Origin of the sequence: Streptomyces sp. NBC_01275, assembly GCF_026340655.1 — a bacterium.
Taxonomy (GTDB): Bacteria; Actinomycetota; Actinomycetes; order Streptomycetales; family Streptomycetaceae; genus Streptomyces.
The window spans coordinates 5,212,198-5,228,233 of sequence record NZ_JAPEOZ010000001.1 but is presented as its reverse complement, the minus strand read 5'-3'; the positions used below and the strand labels follow the sequence as shown (position 1 = coordinate 5,228,233).

Here is a 16,036-nt window from a genome sequence, read left to right as displayed (position 1 = left end):
GCGGGGCTCAGCCCTCGGGCATCGCGGACGAGTGGTGGTTGACGATCTTCCACGTGCCGCCGCGCTTCTCGTACTCGTAGGTGTAACGGGCCTCGACGACGCGCTTCTTGCCGGTGTCCGGGTCGGTGAGGGTGAACTCGTAGACACCGGTGTCGATGGCCGAGTCGCTGTCGAGGACGTTGACGATCGTCTGGACCTTCTTGCCGACCGGCTTGTTCACCAGGAAGTGGTCGAAGTAGTCGACGATGCCGGCGCGGTCGGTACGGACCTTGTTGGACACGGTGGGCAGCAGGACCGCGTCCTTGGCGTAACGGTCGGCGACCTTGTCCGGGTCACCGGTCTGCAGCGCGGCGTTCCAGCCGTCGAAGAGGGCGGCGATCTGCTTCTTGGACGGCTTCGCGGACTTCTCGGAGCCGGCCGCACTGACCCCGACCGTCACCGTGGCGGCGGTGACGAGGGCGGTGGCGGTGACGAGGGCGGCGCGTATGCGGGTCTTGCGGGTCATCGCAACTCCTGTGCGGCTGGTTCCTGTTGGGATGACTCAAGATTCGCGTTCGGCCGGTTAGCGCCCGTGCAGCCGTCGTACAGCGGACGTCCAAGACCCCGCCAATTCTCCGGAGGCGGCCTTTCCCAGAAGGCCACCGCAGGCCACCGGAGTCCTCAGGAGGCGGCCTTCTTCCCCCGGTCGCGGACCAGGCTGACGCCGGCCCCGAGTGACACGACGCCCATGCCGACGGCCGTCATCACGCCCTGCGATCCGTCGACCACGAAGGGTGCGACCGCGGCGACGGCCAGGTTGAAGAGGAAGAGGAACCACAGGACGGGGCGGGAGGAGAGCAGGGCCTTCATGACAGGGCTTCCTTCGGAGGAGGGGATCCGGGGAGATCCGGGCTCGTTCGCTTACGAGATCAACGATCCCGTCTCCGACCTGCACGAACGAGGGAGCGCACTCCCGAACCGAGGGTGTAGACAGTTACACCATGACGAGTGGAGCGGGCACGGCCGACGCGGCCCTGGCGGGGATCGTGCTCCTGGGATCGTGCGTGCAGTGGCTCACCGGGATGGGCTTCGCCCTCGTCGCCGTCCCCGCGCTGGTGCTGCTGCTCGGCCCGGCCGAGGGGGTCGTCCTGGCGAACTGCGCCGCGGGCGCGATCAGCGTCGTGGGCCTGGCGAGCGGCTGGCGCCGGGTACGCCTGTCCACGATGGTCCCCCTCTGCGCGGCCGCGGCCTGCACGGTCCCGGCGGGAGCCTGGCTGACCCGCCGACTCCCCGAACCAGCCCTTCTGTTGACGATGGGCGCCCTGGTGACAGCAGCCGTCCTCCTGGTCCTGCGCGGCGTCCGCGTCCCCGCCCTGCACGGCACCCGAGGCGCACTGGCGGCCGGCGCGACGGGCGGCTTCATGAACGCGGCGGCGGGCGTCGGCGGCCCACCCATATCCCTCTACGCCGTCAACGCGGGCTGGACGGTACGGGAGTTCGTCCCCAACGCACAGTTCTACGGCGTGCTGGTGAACGCGTTCTCGGTGGCGGCGAACGGGGTCCCGAAGCTGGCCGCTCCGCAGTGGACGTCGGTGGCCGTCGCCATGACCGTGGGTGCGTTGGTCGGGAGGGGACTCGCGGGACGATTGCCGGAACCGCGTGCCCGACTGCTGGTGCTGGGGCTGGCGTTGGCGGGCGGGGTGGTGACGGTGGGAAAAGGGATCTGGGGGTTGTGATCGGCGCCGGTGGCAGTGGGGCCGTGCGTCACCGCGGCCGCTGCCCCCGGCGGGGCAGCGGCCGCTCGACCATGGCTCACGCGTTCCAGCGCCTCGGCAGGAGGCCGTTGGCGATGCGGTCGCGGTTGTCGCGGTCACGGGGGAGCAGATGTGCGAAGTCCGCATCGGCGCGCGGGTCTTCGTCAGCCGCGACACGTTTCCCGTAACCCGTATGGGCCATCGGGTGCGACGGCGACGGCAGCGCAGGATCAGGCTGGGCGTAGGCCACGATCGAACTGCGCCGCTTCAACTCAGCTTCAGACTTGCCCGGGGCTCGAGCCCCGGGCCGACCTGCGCGTATTTCCATACGCGCAGGTCGGCGCTCACCGCTTTCCCCGCACTGCCCGAACCACCTCGGCGACGGCCGCCAGGATGCGGGCCCGGTCCTTCGACTCCGTTCCGTCTAGGGCGGACCGGACGACCAGGACGGCCGCGGCGGCCACGATCAGCAGGGTGAGGGCCGTGCACAGGGCGGCGGATACAACCGGGTCCATGGCGACTCCTTCGAGGTGTCGTACGACGTGGACGATGACGTGATCGACGGTGCCAGGACGAGGAGGGCCACAGCGTCGGGCAATCTGTCCGATCGGGGGTTGGCTCGCAGGTCAGAGCGGTAACTTGAGACTTCGCGAGTCGGCCGAGTCGCCCGACTCGGGGGCACGGACGGGGGCGGGGGCCATGGCCGAACCGTTGGACTACTGGAAGGCGCTGAGCCGGCTCGTGGAGTCGGCGGGCAGACCCAAAGGTGCTGCCGTGCGCGCGGCGATGGCGCGGGGACTGCCCCGCCAGGCGCCCGTCCCGGCGGAGAGCACCGTCGCCGACTGGACCGCGTTGCGCAGGGTCCCCCGCGACGACGCCGAGCTGAAGCTCTTCCTGACCGCGCTGCAGCACCTCGCGCTGACACGGGACACGCGTCCCGCACCTCGCTTCCGCACCGAGGGCGAGTGGCGGGACATGGCAGAGGCAGCCCGGTCCGAACAGCGGGGAAAGACCAGGGGCAACGCTTCATCGAGCCCTCCGCAGGCCTCCCGCCCCAGCCTCGGCTGGGGAGCGGACGTCGCCGAGTCCCCCGTATGGCAGTTGCTGACGCCCGGCGACCCGGCGCGGTCCGGTGAACTGCGGGAGCAGGCCCGCCGACTCGCCGACCACCTGGCCGAGTCGTACGAGGCCATCCGCCCCGCACTGCTCGGCGACCCCTGGCACGACGAGAAGCTGGCGCGGCGGACCCTCCGATGGACCAGCCGGATCGTCCAGTCGCTCTGGCGCGACAAGGACGGCTTCCGGGAGGGTTTCCTCTCCCCCGCCGAGGGCGCGCTGATCGCGCTGCTCCCCTTCCTGTACCAGGTGCACCGCTCGCGCACGGCGGCCGAGCTGTCCCCCGTCGACCCCACGGATCTGGGCCAGCGGACCGCGCCGGACAGGGATCGGCGGGCGTACGAGGTCGTGCTCCGTGCGCATGAACGTCTCGTGCGCCGGGCCGAGTTGGGGGACCTGAAGGACCGCCCGGACGGGCGGCCCGAGATCGGTTGGTGGCTGTTCCACCAGTGGGCGAAACGGCAGCCGGGACGGCTCGCGGAGCTGCTCGCGGACCTCGTCGACCCGGGATCCGGCCTCGACATGGTGGCCGCTCTCCTCGAACCCGAGCTCATGTCCAGGCTGTTGTTCTGCGCGTCTGCCGGCCCTTCGGAGTTCTTCGACCCCGCCCGTGCCGAGCACCTGCGCGAGGACCCCTTCGAACTCGACTTCCACGGTCGTGACTTCCAAGGCGTGCGGGAACGTCTGGTCGGCCCCCTGTTCGCCGTCGCCCACTCCATGGCGATCGAGGTCACGGACCTGTCCTCGGTGGTCGTCCGGCATGTGGGCATCCCGGAAGCGCTGGATCCCGGTCGGCTCCTGACCACCCTGGAGAAGGCGACCTGGCAGTCGCGGCGGGACGGCACCGGGCTCAAGGCCGGCTGCGACCATCCCGCCGTCGTGGCCGCCCTCACCGAACACACCAAGCAGTTGGAGTCGCTGCTGCGCGTGGTACGGCACACGGGCGCGCCCGAACTCGGCGCGCTGCCCCTGTACACCCGGGCCGACGAGGTCCGCGAAGTCGACGACAAGGGCGTGCCCGTGCCGGTCGACGGACTCATCCGCTTCCGGCTCGACGAGGAACGCGTCCAGGAGCTCCTCATGGGCGAGAACCTCTACCGCGACCGTTCCCTGGCGATCCGCGAGCTCTACCAGAACGCCCTGGACGCCTGCCGCTACCGCCGCGCCCGGTCACGGGCCTCGGATCCCCACAGCACCCCCGAAGGGGTCATCCAGTTCACACAGGGGTTCGACGCGGCCGAGAACCGCCACTATCTGCAGTGCCGGGACAACGGCATCGGCATGGACGAACTCACGCTGTCGGAGGTGTTCTCCCAGGCCGGCGTGCGTTTCACGGACCTTCCCCGCTACCAGGAGGAGTCGCACGACTGGCAGAAGCGCGGGGTCACCATGCACCCCAACAGCCGGTTCGGCATCGGCGTGCTCAGCTACTTCATGCTCGCCGACGAGGTGCGGGTGACGACCTGCCATATGGACCGGGTGGACGGCAGACTGCGGGAGATCACCGTCCTCATCACGGGACCCGGCCACTACTTCCGGGTACGGCCCACCGGAGAGCCCGGGCCGATCGGGACGACTGTCCGGCTGTATCTGCGGGAAGGAGACAAGGCGCCCTCCTGCGTCCGCGAGCTGCGCCGGTTCCTGGGCATCGCGGAGTTCACCACCACTGCCCAGCACGAGGGACCGGCGCTGACCTGGGACCCCGGGATCCTGCGCCCGCGGGAGCCGTTGGGAGTCCGGTCCAAGGGCTTCGAGGCCCACGGCCGCAACGTCTCCTGGTCCGCCGGCCCGAGCGGCGAGGACGGCCAGGTGGTGTGGTGCGAGCACGGCGGCGGCCTTCTGGTCGACGGCATCCACGCCGAGCCCAGGGTGAACAGGGGCATCCTGAGCAGGCTCGAGGACAGCGCCCGGCTGCGGGGCGTGGTCGTCAACCTCACCGGCTCGACCCGACCGCGCCGACTCTCCGTGGACCGTACGGAGATCCTCGACGACGACGTCTGCGTGGACGTGGAACGGCTCGTCAGGAACGCGCTCCCGACACTCCTCGCCGCCGAACCCGCGCTCCTGACCGACGCCTGGCTCAACCAGGTCGCGAGCCGCAGCATCCGGCTGGCGGACATCGTGACGGAGGCGGCCGGCGCGGCGGGCTACGAGCTGGAGACGCAGGGCGTCCTGTCGGCGGTCGCCGTCACCGGGTTCTTTCCGTCCGACATCGAGATGGTCCATGACGACGCGTTCGGAGAACTGGGCATCGCCGTGTACGGCCCTGCGGACAGTGTCACTCAGCTCTGGCGGATTCTGGCTCACCGGCCCAACGGCATGCTGACCGCGTTGACCGAGCTGGTGCCGGAACTGGATCGGGTCGAAGGCGTGCTCCCCGCTCTCCCGTCGGACAACCTCGTGCGAACCATCGGCGACATCGATGGGACGAACCGCACCTGGCCGTCACCGGAGCGACTGCACAAGCTGACCGCACCAGGTCACTCGCTTTCTCTGGCCAGTGCCTGCGGCCTGTCGTACGGAGAGATCGTGGCCCGTATGACGGAACTGCGGCTGCCGACTGCGGCGCCACCCGACGGGGATCCGGTCGTCGACGACGTCAATCTCGCCCTTCTCAGCGACCGTCTGAACGGATCGGACCCGCTTGGGACGGACGGAATCGTGCCGCCCGGGCATCTGCTCAAGGCGCATTTCGAGTTCGGTATCAGCATCCAGGAAGCCGCGCTGAGGATGCGGACGTTCGGCTTCCACGTCTCGGAACCGGACTGGGCGGCAGGCGACGACGACGAGCTGACACTCCGGCTGGTCAGCGAATTCCTGAACGGCCAATGCCCCTGGCTCGACGTGGAAGAGCCCGTGTCTCCCGTCCATCTCTACAAGGCCTACTCCCGACTGGATATCGGCATCGGCGATGCCATCGGGCGACTGACCGCGTTGGGCTTCAGCATCCACGGAAGAGACGCGCTGAAGGACGACCCGAACGACAGCACCGTCCGCCTCTTCACCGACGGCCTGGAAACCATGTGGTTGCCCAGCCTCACCACGCCCGTCTCAGCCGCCAACGTGTTCAGGGCCGCTGTGGAGTTGGACCGCCCCGTAACAGAGGTGGTGCAGGAAATACGCGCCCATGACCTTCTCGTGGACATCGATCCCGTTCACGAACGGCTTCCGCTCGACGTCCTCAGGGATTCTGAGGCATGGGGCTTGAGCATCGAGGAGTGGGGAGATCTCTGCGAGAGCCGGAAGATCCCGCCAGGGCTCCTTGCCCATACGGCGTTGCTCCAAGGCGTCTCACTCGAAGAGGCAGCCCGGCGTTTCAGAGCGTTGGGGTTCGAGACTCCCTCGGCTCTGCCCGTGGACACGGACCCCACGGACCTGGCGATTCTCAGCATCGCCCTCAGGGGAAACGCTCCTTGGTGCGAGACGGATCGTCCCGTATCCATTCTTCACGTGGCACGGGCGTCCCTTCGTACCGGCATTCCGCCCGCGGCGGTGACGTCCCGGCTCCGCGCCTACGGTCTGGAACCGCCTGACACTCCGTTCGAGCCCCACCACGAAGTGGACGGCGAATTCAGAATCGACGCCTACTTCCGTGACCCCGAGAACAACAGCAGCTCCTTCAGGGAACCCAGCGAAGACAGACCGGTGCCCCTGCACTATCTGGTGTCCGTCGCACTCCAGCTGTCCACGGAACCACGCAGAATCGCGAAATGGCTGTCCTCGTACGGTTTTCCGATCCACCACGCCGGGCTGCACCGGCTCGACTTGCTGGACGAGGCCGACCATCGGCTCTGTCGACCGTGGCGCTGGGGCACGCATCTCAGACTGCACCTGGACACACCGCTCACCGACTTCTGTGCGATCGCGCGAGCGTCCGACCTGCCCGCCCCCGACCTCATCGCTCGGCTCGATCGCCTGGACGTCGACCTCGACCGCGTCCGCGAAGCGGTCCGAGCCGCTCTCCCCGAGGTCCCCGGCCTGGTCATGCGCCCCGCCCCCGAAGGGGAGCCGGGGCCGCTGGCGGAGGCTACTTGAGCGTCCCCAGGCCCAGCTGACCGCCGATCTCCTCCGCCATGACCTGTCCCGCCTCGAACTCCAGCGTCTCGTCGCCGATGGCCGCCTGGTCGGTGTCCAGGCCGTCGAGTTCTTGGAGGGGCTGGTTCAGGCGGACATGGGCCAGGACCGAGTGCAGGGCACGCAGGGTCGCCGACGCCGTCGAACCCCAGTTGGAGAAGTAGGAGAACTGCCACCACCACAGGGCCTCGGTGGTGCGGCCCGCGCGGTAGTGGGCCATGCCGTGGCGCAGGTCGGCCATGACGTCGGCGAGGTCGTCGGAGATCCGGGCCGGGACGGGCGCCTTGCGGGGCTCGTAGGGGTCGAAGACCTCGGAGTAGACGTCCACCGGCTCCAGCAGGCGGGCGAGGTTCTCGCGGAGGTCGTCCACGTCCGGCTCCGGGCCCGGGTCGGGCTCGTAGCGCTCGTCCGGGAGGATGTCCTCGTGGGCGCCGAGACGGCCGCCGGCCAGCAGCAGCTGGGAGACCTCCAGGAGGAGGAAGGGGACCGCCGAGCCCGGCTCGTCGCCCTTGGCCACCTCCGTGACGGCTACCAGGAAGCTCTCGACCTGGTCCGCGATCTGGACCGCGAAGTCGTCCGGGCTCCGGCCGGTCGCGTGCAGCGTGGCGTCAGACATCTAGGAGTCGTCTCCCCTCGAAGGCGCGGCCGAGGGTGACCTCGTCCGCGTATTCCAGGTCGCCACCCACCGGGAGGCCGCTGGCCAGGCGGGTGACCTTCAGGCCCATGGGCTTGATCATGCGGGCGAGGTACGTGGCCGTGGCCTCGCCTTCGAGATTCGGATCCGTGGCCAGGATCAGCTCCGTGACCGTGCCGTCGGCCAACCGCGCGAGAAGTTCTCGTATCCGCAGGTCGTCCGGGCCGACGCCCTCGATCGGGCTGATCGCTCCGCCCAGGACGTGGTACTTGCCGCGGAACTCGCGGGTGCGCTCCACCGCGACGACGTCCTTCGGCTCCTCCACCACGCAGATGACGGTCAGGTCGCGGCGCGGGTCGCGGCAGATGTTGCACAGCTCCTCCTGTGCCACGTTGCCGCAGGTCGCGCAGAAGCGGACCTTCGCCTTGACCTCCATCAGGCACTGCGCGAGCCGCCGTACGTCCGTCGGCTCCGCCTGCAGGATGTGGAAGGCGATCCGCTGCGCGCTCTTGGGACCGACGCCGGGCAGCCGCCCCAGTTCGTCGATGAGGTCCTGGACCACGCCTTCGTACAACGGACTGCCGTCCCTTCCTGGGTTCCTTGCGGTACGTACGCTAGTTGGCCGCGGCCGTCTTAGAAAGGCAGGCCCGGGATGCCGCCGCCGAGACCCTGGGCCAGCGGGCCGAGCTTCTGCTGCTGGAGAGCCTGCGCGTTCTCGTTGGCCGCCTGGACGGCCGCGACGATCAGGTCGGCGAGGGTCTCGACCGTCTCCTCGATGGATGCGGGGTCCGGGTCCACCGCCTTGGGGTCGATCTTCAGGGCGCGCAGTTCGCCGGAGCCGGTGACCGTGGCCTTCACCAGGCCGCCGCCCGCCTGCCCGTCGACCTCGGTCTGCGCCAGCTCCTCCTGCGCCCTCGCCAGGTCCTGCTGCATCTTCTGGGCCTGCTGGAGCAGCTGCTGCATGTTGGGCTGGCCACCACCGGGAATCACGATCAGCTCCTCTTCATCGGTCGCTTGAGACGAGCCTACGTGGTCCGCGCGGGCGTCGCTCCAGCACTCTTTCGAGTGAGTCTCGTCTGTGGCCTATACCTGATCAAGGCCCTCTTCCAGGCGGAAAAGAGACGAAACCTTCTTCTTCGCCACCCATTGGGCGGTAGGAAGGATCCGGCGCATCAGGAGCATCGGTGACACCAGGTGACATCAGGTGACATCAGGAGCACGCAGGAGGGAGTGCCGGGTGGGTCAGCAGCCGGAGATGCAGCCCGAGGGTCCGCCTCAGGACGGGCGGGGCGAGGGTGCGGCCGGGCTGCGGCCGGGCGATCTGACCGGGCGGGCGTTTCCGCTCGGGGACTGGGGCGAGCCCGCCGAGCGGCTGGACGAGCTGTACCGGTGGGTGGAGCGCGGGGCGCTGGAGACGGCGGCCTGGTATCTCGCCGACCGGGTGTGGAAGCGGCGGGGCGCCCGGGCGCTGCGGGCCGGGGCGGCGGCGGGGGCGGTGTGCGGGGCCTCGCTGCCGTTGCTGGATCTCACCGGGGTGCTGGGCGAGGTGGCGCCCTGGGGGTATCTGGCGCTGATGCTGGCGGTGGCGTGTGTGGCGGTGGACCGGTTCTTCGGGGTGACGTCCGGCTGGATAAGGGACGTGGCCACGGCTCAGGCGGTGCAGCGCAGGCTCCAGGTGCTCCAGTTCGACTGGGCCGCGGAGAGCGTGCGGGAGGTGCTGGGTCCGGCCGAGGGGACGGCGAGCGAGGCCGCCGAGCGGTGTCTGGGGGTGCTGCGGCGGTTCTCGGAGGATGTGACGGAGCTGGTGCGGGTCGAGACGACGGACTGGATGGTGGAGTTCCGGACCGGTTCGGCGCCGTTGGGGATCCAGACCGCGGTCGCCTCCGGCGGGCGGTCGGACGCGGGGGGCGGGCACGGGCGGTTCCCGCTGCCGCCGGGCGCGAACGCACGGCCCAACATGCCGAGGCAGCGGCCCCCCGAGCCCCGGTGAGCTCCGCGCCGTAGCGGAAGGCGCTCAGGGCGAGAACGACGCTCAGGGCGAGAACGACTCGTCCGCGCAGAGCCGCAGCCCCTCCGGCGTCCAGCAGGGCAGGTGCCCGTGGGTGCGGATCACGTCCTGGCCGTTGCCGCGGGTGAGATAGGTCAGGAAGCTCGACGCCAGGGAGTCGGCCGGGGGACGGCCGTAGGTGTAGGCGTACTCGATCTCACGGTACGGGTAGTCGCTGGTCCCGTGCTCGATGGCGTCCACGGACGGCGGGTCGCCGTCGAGGTCGAGCGGGTGCAGGCCCTTCGCACGGTCGGCCAGGTTGAGCTCGCTGTAGCCGATCGCGCCCGGGGTGGCGGCGACCGTGGCCAGCACCTGGTCGGTGGAGTCCAGCTCGCAGCGCAGGACGGGGGCCGTCGGATCGTCCTGGTGGACGCAGTCGACGGAGGAGTTCGCGATCTCACCCCGCCCCAGCACCCGCCGTTGGAACACCTGCCGGGTCCCGGAGTTGGCGTCCCGGCTGACCAGCACCACCGGCAGGTCCGGCCCGCCGAGCTGCCGCCAGTTGGCGATCCGCCCGCGGTACAGCCGTCGTACGTCCGCCGTGGAGAGGTTTCTCAGGGGGACGTCGTCGTGGACGACCAGCGCGAACACGGACACGGCGACGCGGTTCTCGCGCAGGTCGTCGAGGCCGGCCGGTTTGGGGCCGTCGGAGAGCGCGACGACCGGCGGGGAGCCCTTCTTCCGCGCCGCTCCGGCGGCGGCGAGCTCGCGGATGCCGGACGTCGAGCCGTGCGGGTCGACGGTGATGTGCGCGCCCTCGCAGTCGTGGGCGTAGGCGCGGGCCACCTCGCGCACGACCGGGGCGAACGCCGTCGAGCCGGTGACGGTGAGCGTGCCGCGCGCGCAGCCGATCGGGGGCGGGGAGTCGTCGCGGACGACGACGATCGTCGCGAGGGCGACCACGCAGAGGGTGAGCAGGATCGAGATGAGCCGTGCGGCCCGGCTGAACAGCGGCGGGGTGTCGTCGGGGGTCGCGCTGCGGTTGGGGTGCACCTCGCCGTCGCGCAGCCCGCCGTACAGCCGTATGCCGCGGCCGACGTCGCCGCCGGACAGGAGCACGAGGAGTTTGAAGTGGTCGCCGCGGTTGAGGGGGACGCGGGGGATGCGCAGGGTGTTGTCGGCGTAGCCGAAGCCGCGGTCGGCGGTGAAGTGGTCCATGAGGTGGTCGGTGTCGGTCGGCTGGGTGACCGACACCCCGCGGATGGTGCGGTCGGTGAAGACGGCGGTCAGGCCGTGGCGCTCGGGGCCGGTGTAGTCGTCGCGGTCGATGCCCTGGGAGCCGTCGTTCTCGACGCGGAGCAGGACGAGCGTGGCGTCCGACATGCCCGGGGTCTCCTCGAAGAGACCGAGCCGGCGGTTGGGGCGGCCGGAGCGGACGTCGTCGCCGACCGGGTTGTCCATCTGCACGCGATACCCGATGCGCTTACGTCGCGGCACCCGGCGCTCGTACCAGACCATGACGCCGGACGCGACGATGCCGACCACGGCCGTCCCCACGGCCACCACGTTCTCAGCGCTCAGCCACTCCACTGTGGGTGCCCCCGCAACTCCCGCCAGTCGGATCGTGGGGTCACCGTACGGCTGTGCGAGGGGACATTCCGGACTGGTCGGGGGACGTTCGCCGGACGTTCACCCTCGGCGGTAGGTCAGCTTCTCCCCGGTGCCGGAGTTGATCCGCTGGAGCCTGCCGTCGGACAGCAGCGTGACCTCGGAGGCGGTGCCCGGGGTGCACGAGGAGAGCGGTTTCCCGGTGGTGACGGTGGACGGCCCGATCTTCAACGGGCCGTCGCCGCCCGGCTTCTGGGAGAGCTCGGCGGCGAACTCGCAGTGGTACGCGGCCCCGTCGGCGACCAGCGTGAGGACGGGGTCGCCCACCTTCCCCTGGGTGATGGTCAGTTCGCGGGTGTCGGTGCCACCGCTGCTCGCGTTGTCGATCGTGGCCTTCCACGCGCCGAGGTAGGCGGCCGGGACCGCGCCGTCCGAGGGGGACGGGGAGGGCGAACCGGAGGCGGACGGCGAGGTCTTCGAGGAGGGGTCGGACCCGTCGGCGGTCGAGCCGGGCGTGGCGGAGGCGGCGGCCGTGGTCGGCGCGGAGTGCGCGCTCGCGTCCTCGCCGCCGTTCATCAACGCGTACAACGAGCCCCCGGCGGCCACCGCCACCACCAGCGCGACCGCGACGAGCAGCGCGGTGGTACGACGGCTGCGGCGCGGGGGCTCCTCGGGGGCGTCGGGGCCGTAGGACGGGCCGCCGCCCGGGGCTCCCGGGGCTCCCGGGGCGTGGGTCGGGCCGCCGAGGCCGTAGGCCGCCGGGTCGTGGGCGTGCGGATCCTGGGCGTACGGATCCTGGGCGTACGGGTTGTCCGGGACCGGCTGCGGGTACGGCGCCTGCTGGTGCTGGTGTGGATAGCCGTACGCCTGAGGCGCGGCGCCGGTCGACTGCGGGTGCTGCTGGGCGTGACCGTAGCCCTGGCTCTGACCCTGGCCGTAGCCCTGGCCTTGGGCCGGCTGCTGCTGCTGCGGGATGCCCTCGTGGCCCGCGACGAGCGTGGGGTACGAGTCCGGGGAGGGGCTGTGTCCGCGTGGGCCGGAGTGCTGCGGGGCGGCCTCGGGGGTGTGCGCGGGGCGCTCGGGTCGCTCGGGGCGCTCGAAGAAGCCGCCGCCGCCCGTCGCCGTGTCGGCGCCCTCCGGGTCCTCCACCTCCAGCAGCCGCACGGCGTGCTGGCCGAGTTGGGCGACCAGAGCGCTCGGCAGCCAGGGGTCGCGGGAGCGGCCGTCGAGGAGGGTGTCGCTCGCGCCGGTGCGCCGGAGTATCTCGTCGAGGGACGGGCGGGCCGCCGGTTCCTTGCGCAGGCAGGCGCGGACCAGGTCGGCGACGCCCTCGGGGACGCCCGACAGCTCGGGCTCCTCCTCGACGATGCGGAACATCAGGGCGTGCACCCCGCTGGACTCCGCGCCGAAGGGAAGGGCGCCGGTGGCCGCGTAGGCGAGGACGGAGCCGAGGCAGAAGACGTCGCAGGCGGGGGTGATGCGGTCGCCGCGCACCTGCTCGGGGGCCATGAAGCCGGGCGAGCCGACCACCGACCCGGTCTGCGTCAGCCCGCCGTCACCCGCACCGCCTGCCCCGTCCGTACCGCTCGCACCACCCGTTCCGCCGGTCACGGACTCCAGTGCCCGCGCGACGCCGAAGTCGATGACCCGGGGGCCTTCGATGGTGACCATCACATTGGACGGCTTGAGGTCGCGGTGGACGATGCCGGCCGCGTGGATGTTGGTGAGCGCGTGGGCGAGCCCGGCGGCGAGGATGCGCACCGACCGCTCGGGCAGCGGCCCGTGGTCGTGGCCGACGACCTGCTGGAGGCTCGGCCCGGCGACATAGCCGGTGGCGACCCAGGGCACGGCGGCCTCGGTGTCGGCGTCGAGGACGGGCGCGGTCCAGAATCCGCCGACCCGCTGGGCGCTGCGCACCTCCTGCCGGAACCGGGCCCGGAACTCCTCGCGCGCCGCCAGCTCGGGGCGGACCAGCTTGACGGCGACGGTCCGCCCCCGGTCGGAGCGGGCGAGGTAGACCTGCCCCATACCGCCCGAGCCCAGCCGCGCGAGCAGCCGGTAGCCGCCGATGCGCTGCGGATCCCCCGGTCCCAGCTTCTCCATGGCAGCGCCGCCTTTCCCCCACATCCCCCACAGGTGTGAACGAGCCGAGGATAATCCGGCCATTCGGGGAGTCGCGCGGCACGGTGTCTACGGTTCGGTAACGGGCTCCTCCGAAGGTCCGGCGGCGGGTCCTTCCGAAGGCCCGGTGACGGGCTCATCCGCAACAGGCTCTGCCAGCGCGTCCAGCACCTGGGACAACCGCTCCAGCGTGCGGACGGCCTCGGCCCACTCCGTCTCGCCGTACGCCCGGGCCAGCCGGTCGGCGAAGGCCGCGTGTCCGGGGTCGATGCGGGCGATCGCGGCCCGCCCCTCCCCCGTGGGCGCGAGGAGCTTGGCGCGCCGGTGGGCGGGGTTGGGCCGATACTCGGCCAACCCCTTCTCCACCAGCAGATCGGCGATGCGCTGCACGCTCTGCCGCGTGATGCCCATGGCGCGGGCGACGCCGGACACCGGCAGGGGCTCGCCCAGCACCGCGCCGAGCACCTGCCACCAGGCGGCGGTGAGCCCGGCGGGCCCGGCCAGTTCCTCCGCGACGGCGAGGAACTGCCCGTTCAGCCGGAAGACCCCGAGGGCGCCACGGCTGAGCAGGTCCTGGCGCTCCCGGCTCACCGCGCGGCCGCCGCCTTCTCCAGCACGGCGTACGCCTCCGGGTCGGAGTCGTGGAACAGCCGGTACCAGGCGTCCAGCACCTCGCCCTCGTACACCCCGAGGAGCCGGAGGATCTCGCGGGCGAAGGCGACGGGCTCGGTCGGGCCCGCGGTGATCAGCCCCCGGTCGGTGACGGCGTCCGCGTCGACGTACCGCCTGCCGCCCGCGTAGCCGGTCGCGGCCAGGTAGAAGGAGACGGCACCGGTGTGGTCGCGGTCGTCGAGCAGCCCTTCGCGGGCGAGCCCTGCGGCGGCCCCGCAGATCGCGGCGACGGGGGCGCCGGCGGCCAGGAACTCCCGCGCGGCGCGGGCGAAGGGGGCCAGGTCGTCGCCCGTGTCCCAGAGATCCGCGCCCGGCAGGATCAGCAGGCCGCTGTCTTCGGGGCGTACGTCGGCCAGGGCCAGGTCGGGCGTGACGCGCAGCCCGCCGATGCTGACGACGGGCTCCCGGGTCGGGCCCACGGTCCGGATCTCGTACCCGGCGCGGGCCAGATACGCCGTCGCGTGCCCCGTCTCCCAGTCGGCGAAGGTGTCGTAGACGGCGAGATGCACGGGCTTGCGGCTGCTCATGGCTCCTCCTCGGTCTGCTTCTCGATTCGCTCTCTATGACAGCATACTGCCTTTTAGACAGCATGCTGTCAATCTGCCGGCCCTCGGCCCCGCCCGCCCCGCGACAATCGCCCCGCATACGCGACAACCTGTCGCGGAATCGCCCCGTCCAGGGAACAGGACGCCGATACCGCTTCCGCATCGCGGACATTTACGCTCACTCACATGACCCCTCAGCCCAACCCCCAGGCCGGCGCCGCCGTGAAGGCCGCGGACCGCGCGCATGTCTTCCACTCCTGGTCCGCGCAGGAGCTCATCGACCCGCTCGCCGTGGCCGGCGCGGAGGGGTCGTACTTCTGGGACTACGACGGCAAGCGGTATCTCGACCTCACCAGCGGACTCGTCTACACGAACATCGGCTACCAGCACCCGAAGGTCGTCGCCGCGATCCAGGAGCAGGCCGCGAAGCTGACGACCTTCGCGCCCGCCTTCGCCGTCGAGGCCCGTTCGGAGGCGGCCCGGCTGATCGCCGAGCGCACCCCCGGCGACCTCGACAAGATCTTCTTCACCAACGCGGGCGCGGACGCCGTCGAGCACGCGGTGCGCATGGCCCGGCTGCACACCGGGCGTACGAAGGTGCTGTCGGCGTACCGCTCGTACCACGGCGGCACCCAGCAGGCCGTCAACCTCACCGGCGACCCGCGCCGCTGGGCCTCCGACAGCGGCACGGCCGGGGTCGTGCGCTTCTGGGCCCCGTTCCTGTACCGCTCCCGCTTCTACGCCGAGACCGAGGCGCAGGAGTGCGCGCGGGCGCTGGAGCACCTGGAGACGACGATCGCCTTCGAGGGTCCGGCCACGATCGCCGCGATCATCCTGGAGACCGTCCCGGGCACCGCGGGCATCATGGTGCCGCCGCCCGGCTATCTCGCCGGTGTGCGCGAGATCTGCGACCGGCACGGGATCGTGTTCATCCTGGACGAGGTCATGGCCGGTTTCGGACGGACCGGCGAGTGGTTCGCGGCCGACCTGTTCGACGTGACGCCCGACCTGATGACCTTCGCCAAGGGCGTGAACTCCGGATACGTGCCGCTCGGCGGGGTCGCCATCTCCGGCGCGATCGCGGAGACCTTCGGCAAGCGGCCCTACCCGGGCGGTCTGACGTACTCCGGGCACCCGCTGGCCTGTGCCGCCGCCGTCGCGACGATCGAGGTCATGGCGGAGGAGGGCGTCGTCGAGAACGCGAAGAACCTGGGCGCGTCCGTCGTCGAGCCCGGCCTGCGGGCGCTGGCCGAGCGGCACCCGAGCGTCGGCGAGGTGCGCGGCGTCGGCATGTTCTGGGCGCTGGAGCTGGTGAAGGACCGCGAGACGCGCGAGCCGCTGGTGCCGTACAACGCGGCCGGCGAGGCCAACGCGGCGATGGCCGCCTTCGCGGCCGCGGCCAAGAAGGCCGGTGTGTGGCCGTTCGTGAACATGAACCGCACCCACTTCGTGCCGCCGCTCAACGTCTCGGAGTCCGAGGTCAAGGAGGGTCTCGCGGCCCTCGACACGGCACTGTCGGCGGCCGACGAGTTCACCGTGTGAGGAC

Annotated in this window: 15 protein-coding genes; 4 read left to right on the top strand and 11 right to left on the bottom strand. The window is 71.2% G+C overall.

What is annotated here, in order from left to right; all coding sequences use genetic code 11:
- Positions 1-7: 7 nt before the first annotated feature.
- Positions 8-505, bottom strand: coding sequence for an SgcJ/EcaC family oxidoreductase (locus OG562_RS23025; RefSeq protein WP_266400739.1), 498 nt, complete (start codon positions 503-505; stop codon positions 8-10).
- A 155-nt stretch (positions 506-660) separates the two neighbouring features.
- On the bottom strand, positions 661-849 hold the full coding sequence (locus OG562_RS23020) for a hypothetical protein (RefSeq protein WP_266400736.1): 189 nt from the start codon (positions 847-849) through the stop codon (positions 661-663).
- A gap of 131 nt (positions 850-980) precedes the next feature.
- Between OG562_RS23020 and OG562_RS23015 the strand changes: the two genes are divergently transcribed.
- Positions 981-1,715, top strand: coding sequence for a sulfite exporter TauE/SafE family protein (locus OG562_RS23015; protein ID WP_266400734.1), 735 nt, complete (start codon positions 981-983; stop codon positions 1,713-1,715).
- A 76-nt stretch (positions 1,716-1,791) separates the two neighbouring features.
- Here the strand turns inward: OG562_RS23015 and OG562_RS23010 are convergent, their stop codons facing one another.
- Together OG562_RS23010 and OG562_RS23005 are read right to left on the bottom strand one after the other, a co-directional pair.
- Positions 1,792-1,983, bottom strand: coding sequence for a hypothetical protein (locus OG562_RS23010; RefSeq protein WP_266409873.1), 192 nt, complete (start codon positions 1,981-1,983; stop codon positions 1,792-1,794).
- Between the two features lie 94 nt (positions 1,984-2,077).
- Positions 2,078-2,248 (bottom strand): hypothetical protein, encoded by a 171-nt coding sequence (locus OG562_RS23005; protein WP_266400732.1) that lies wholly within the window; start codon positions 2,246-2,248, stop codon positions 2,078-2,080.
- A 184-nt stretch (positions 2,249-2,432) separates the two neighbouring features.
- On the opposite strand from OG562_RS23005, the gene OG562_RS23000 reads away from it, so the two are divergent.
- A complete protein-coding gene (locus OG562_RS23000) occupies positions 2,433-6,884 on the top strand; it encodes a hypothetical protein (RefSeq protein WP_266400729.1) in 4,452 nt (1,483 codons plus the stop codon).
- Here OG562_RS23000 and OG562_RS22995 read toward each other — a convergent pair.
- From OG562_RS22995 to OG562_RS22985, 3 genes are read right to left on the bottom strand one after another with little or no spacing between them, the layout of a single operon-like run.
- Positions 6,877-7,539 carry a DUF5063 domain-containing protein gene (locus OG562_RS22995; RefSeq protein ID WP_266400727.1) on the bottom strand — a complete coding sequence of 221 codons (663 nt, stop codon included), beginning with the start codon at positions 7,537-7,539 and terminating at the stop codon, positions 6,877-6,879. The genes OG562_RS23000 and OG562_RS22995 overlap by 8 nt on opposite strands.
- Positions 7,532-8,131 carry a recombination mediator RecR gene (gene recR / locus OG562_RS22990; protein WP_266400725.1) on the bottom strand — a complete coding sequence of 200 codons (600 nt, stop codon included), beginning with the start codon at positions 8,129-8,131 and terminating at the stop codon, positions 7,532-7,534. The genes OG562_RS22995 and recR overlap by 8 nt, the downstream gene beginning before the upstream one ends.
- Before the next feature lie 59 nt (positions 8,132-8,190).
- On the bottom strand, positions 8,191-8,547 hold the full coding sequence (locus OG562_RS22985; RefSeq protein ID WP_266400723.1) for a YbaB/EbfC family nucleoid-associated protein: 357 nt from the start codon (positions 8,545-8,547) through the stop codon (positions 8,191-8,193).
- Positions 8,548-8,794: 247 nt separating this feature from the next.
- Here OG562_RS22985 and OG562_RS22980 point away from each other — a divergent pair, with 247 nt between their 5' ends.
- Positions 8,795-9,547 (top strand): SLATT domain-containing protein, encoded by a 753-nt coding sequence (locus OG562_RS22980; RefSeq protein ID WP_266400721.1) that lies wholly within the window; start codon positions 8,795-8,797, stop codon positions 9,545-9,547.
- Between the two features lie 42 nt (positions 9,548-9,589).
- Here OG562_RS22980 and OG562_RS22975 read toward each other — a convergent pair whose 3' ends face one another.
- From OG562_RS22975 to OG562_RS22960, 4 genes are all read right to left on the bottom strand, one after another.
- Entirely contained in the window at positions 9,590-11,134 is a 1,545-nt protein-coding gene (locus OG562_RS22975) for a substrate-binding domain-containing protein (RefSeq protein WP_266400719.1), read from the bottom strand.
- Positions 11,135-11,233: 99 nt separating this feature from the next.
- Positions 11,234-13,255, bottom strand: coding sequence for a protein kinase (locus OG562_RS22970; protein ID WP_266400716.1), 2,022 nt, complete (start codon positions 13,253-13,255; stop codon positions 11,234-11,236).
- A gap of 87 nt (positions 13,256-13,342) precedes the next feature.
- Positions 13,343-13,864: a MarR family winged helix-turn-helix transcriptional regulator gene (locus tag OG562_RS22965; protein WP_266400714.1), complete on the bottom strand. Its 522-nt coding sequence runs from the start codon at positions 13,862-13,864 to the stop codon at positions 13,343-13,345.
- A complete protein-coding gene (locus OG562_RS22960) occupies positions 13,861-14,472 on the bottom strand; it encodes a type 1 glutamine amidotransferase family protein (protein ID WP_266400712.1) in 612 nt (203 codons plus the stop codon). Before OG562_RS22960 ends, OG562_RS22965 begins: the two co-directional genes overlap by 4 nt.
- Before the next feature lie 204 nt (positions 14,473-14,676).
- On the opposite strand from OG562_RS22960, the gene OG562_RS22955 reads away from it, so the two are divergent.
- The gene (locus OG562_RS22955; RefSeq protein WP_266400711.1) at positions 14,677-16,032 is read left to right on the top strand and encodes an aspartate aminotransferase family protein; all 1,356 of its coding nucleotides are present in this window, start codon (positions 14,677-14,679) and stop codon (positions 16,030-16,032) included.
- Positions 16,033-16,036 lie beyond the last annotated feature (4 nt).

What these genes read in the sequence shown, in the direction of transcription:
- OG562_RS22970 (WP_266400716.1), bottom strand. Translation starts at nt 13,255, where the DNA reads ATGGAGAAGCTGGGACCGGGGGATCCGCAGCGCATCGGCGGCTACCGG.
- OG562_RS22960 (WP_266400712.1), bottom strand. Translation starts at nt 14,472, where the DNA reads ATGAGCAGCCGCAAGCCCGTGCATCTCGCCGTCTACGACACCTTCGCC.
- OG562_RS23025 (WP_266400739.1), bottom strand. Translation starts at nt 505, where the DNA reads ATGACCCGCAAGACCCGCATACGCGCCGCCCTCGTCACCGCCACCGCC.
- OG562_RS22955 (WP_266400711.1), top strand. Translation starts at nt 14,677, where the DNA reads ATGACCCCTCAGCCCAACCCCCAGGCCGGCGCCGCCGTGAAGGCCGCG.
- OG562_RS23000 (WP_266400729.1), top strand. Translation starts at nt 2,433, where the DNA reads ATGGCCGAACCGTTGGACTACTGGAAGGCGCTGAGCCGGCTCGTGGAG.
- OG562_RS23020 (WP_266400736.1), bottom strand. Translation starts at nt 849, where the DNA reads ATGAAGGCCCTGCTCTCCTCCCGCCCCGTCCTGTGGTTCCTCTTCCTC.
- OG562_RS23005 (WP_266400732.1), bottom strand. Translation starts at nt 2,248, where the DNA reads ATGGACCCGGTTGTATCCGCCGCCCTGTGCACGGCCCTCACCCTGCTG.
- OG562_RS22995 (WP_266400727.1), bottom strand. Translation starts at nt 7,539, where the DNA reads ATGTCTGACGCCACGCTGCACGCGACCGGCCGGAGCCCGGACGACTTC.
- OG562_RS23015 (WP_266400734.1), top strand. Translation starts at nt 981, where the DNA reads ATGACGAGTGGAGCGGGCACGGCCGACGCGGCCCTGGCGGGGATCGTG.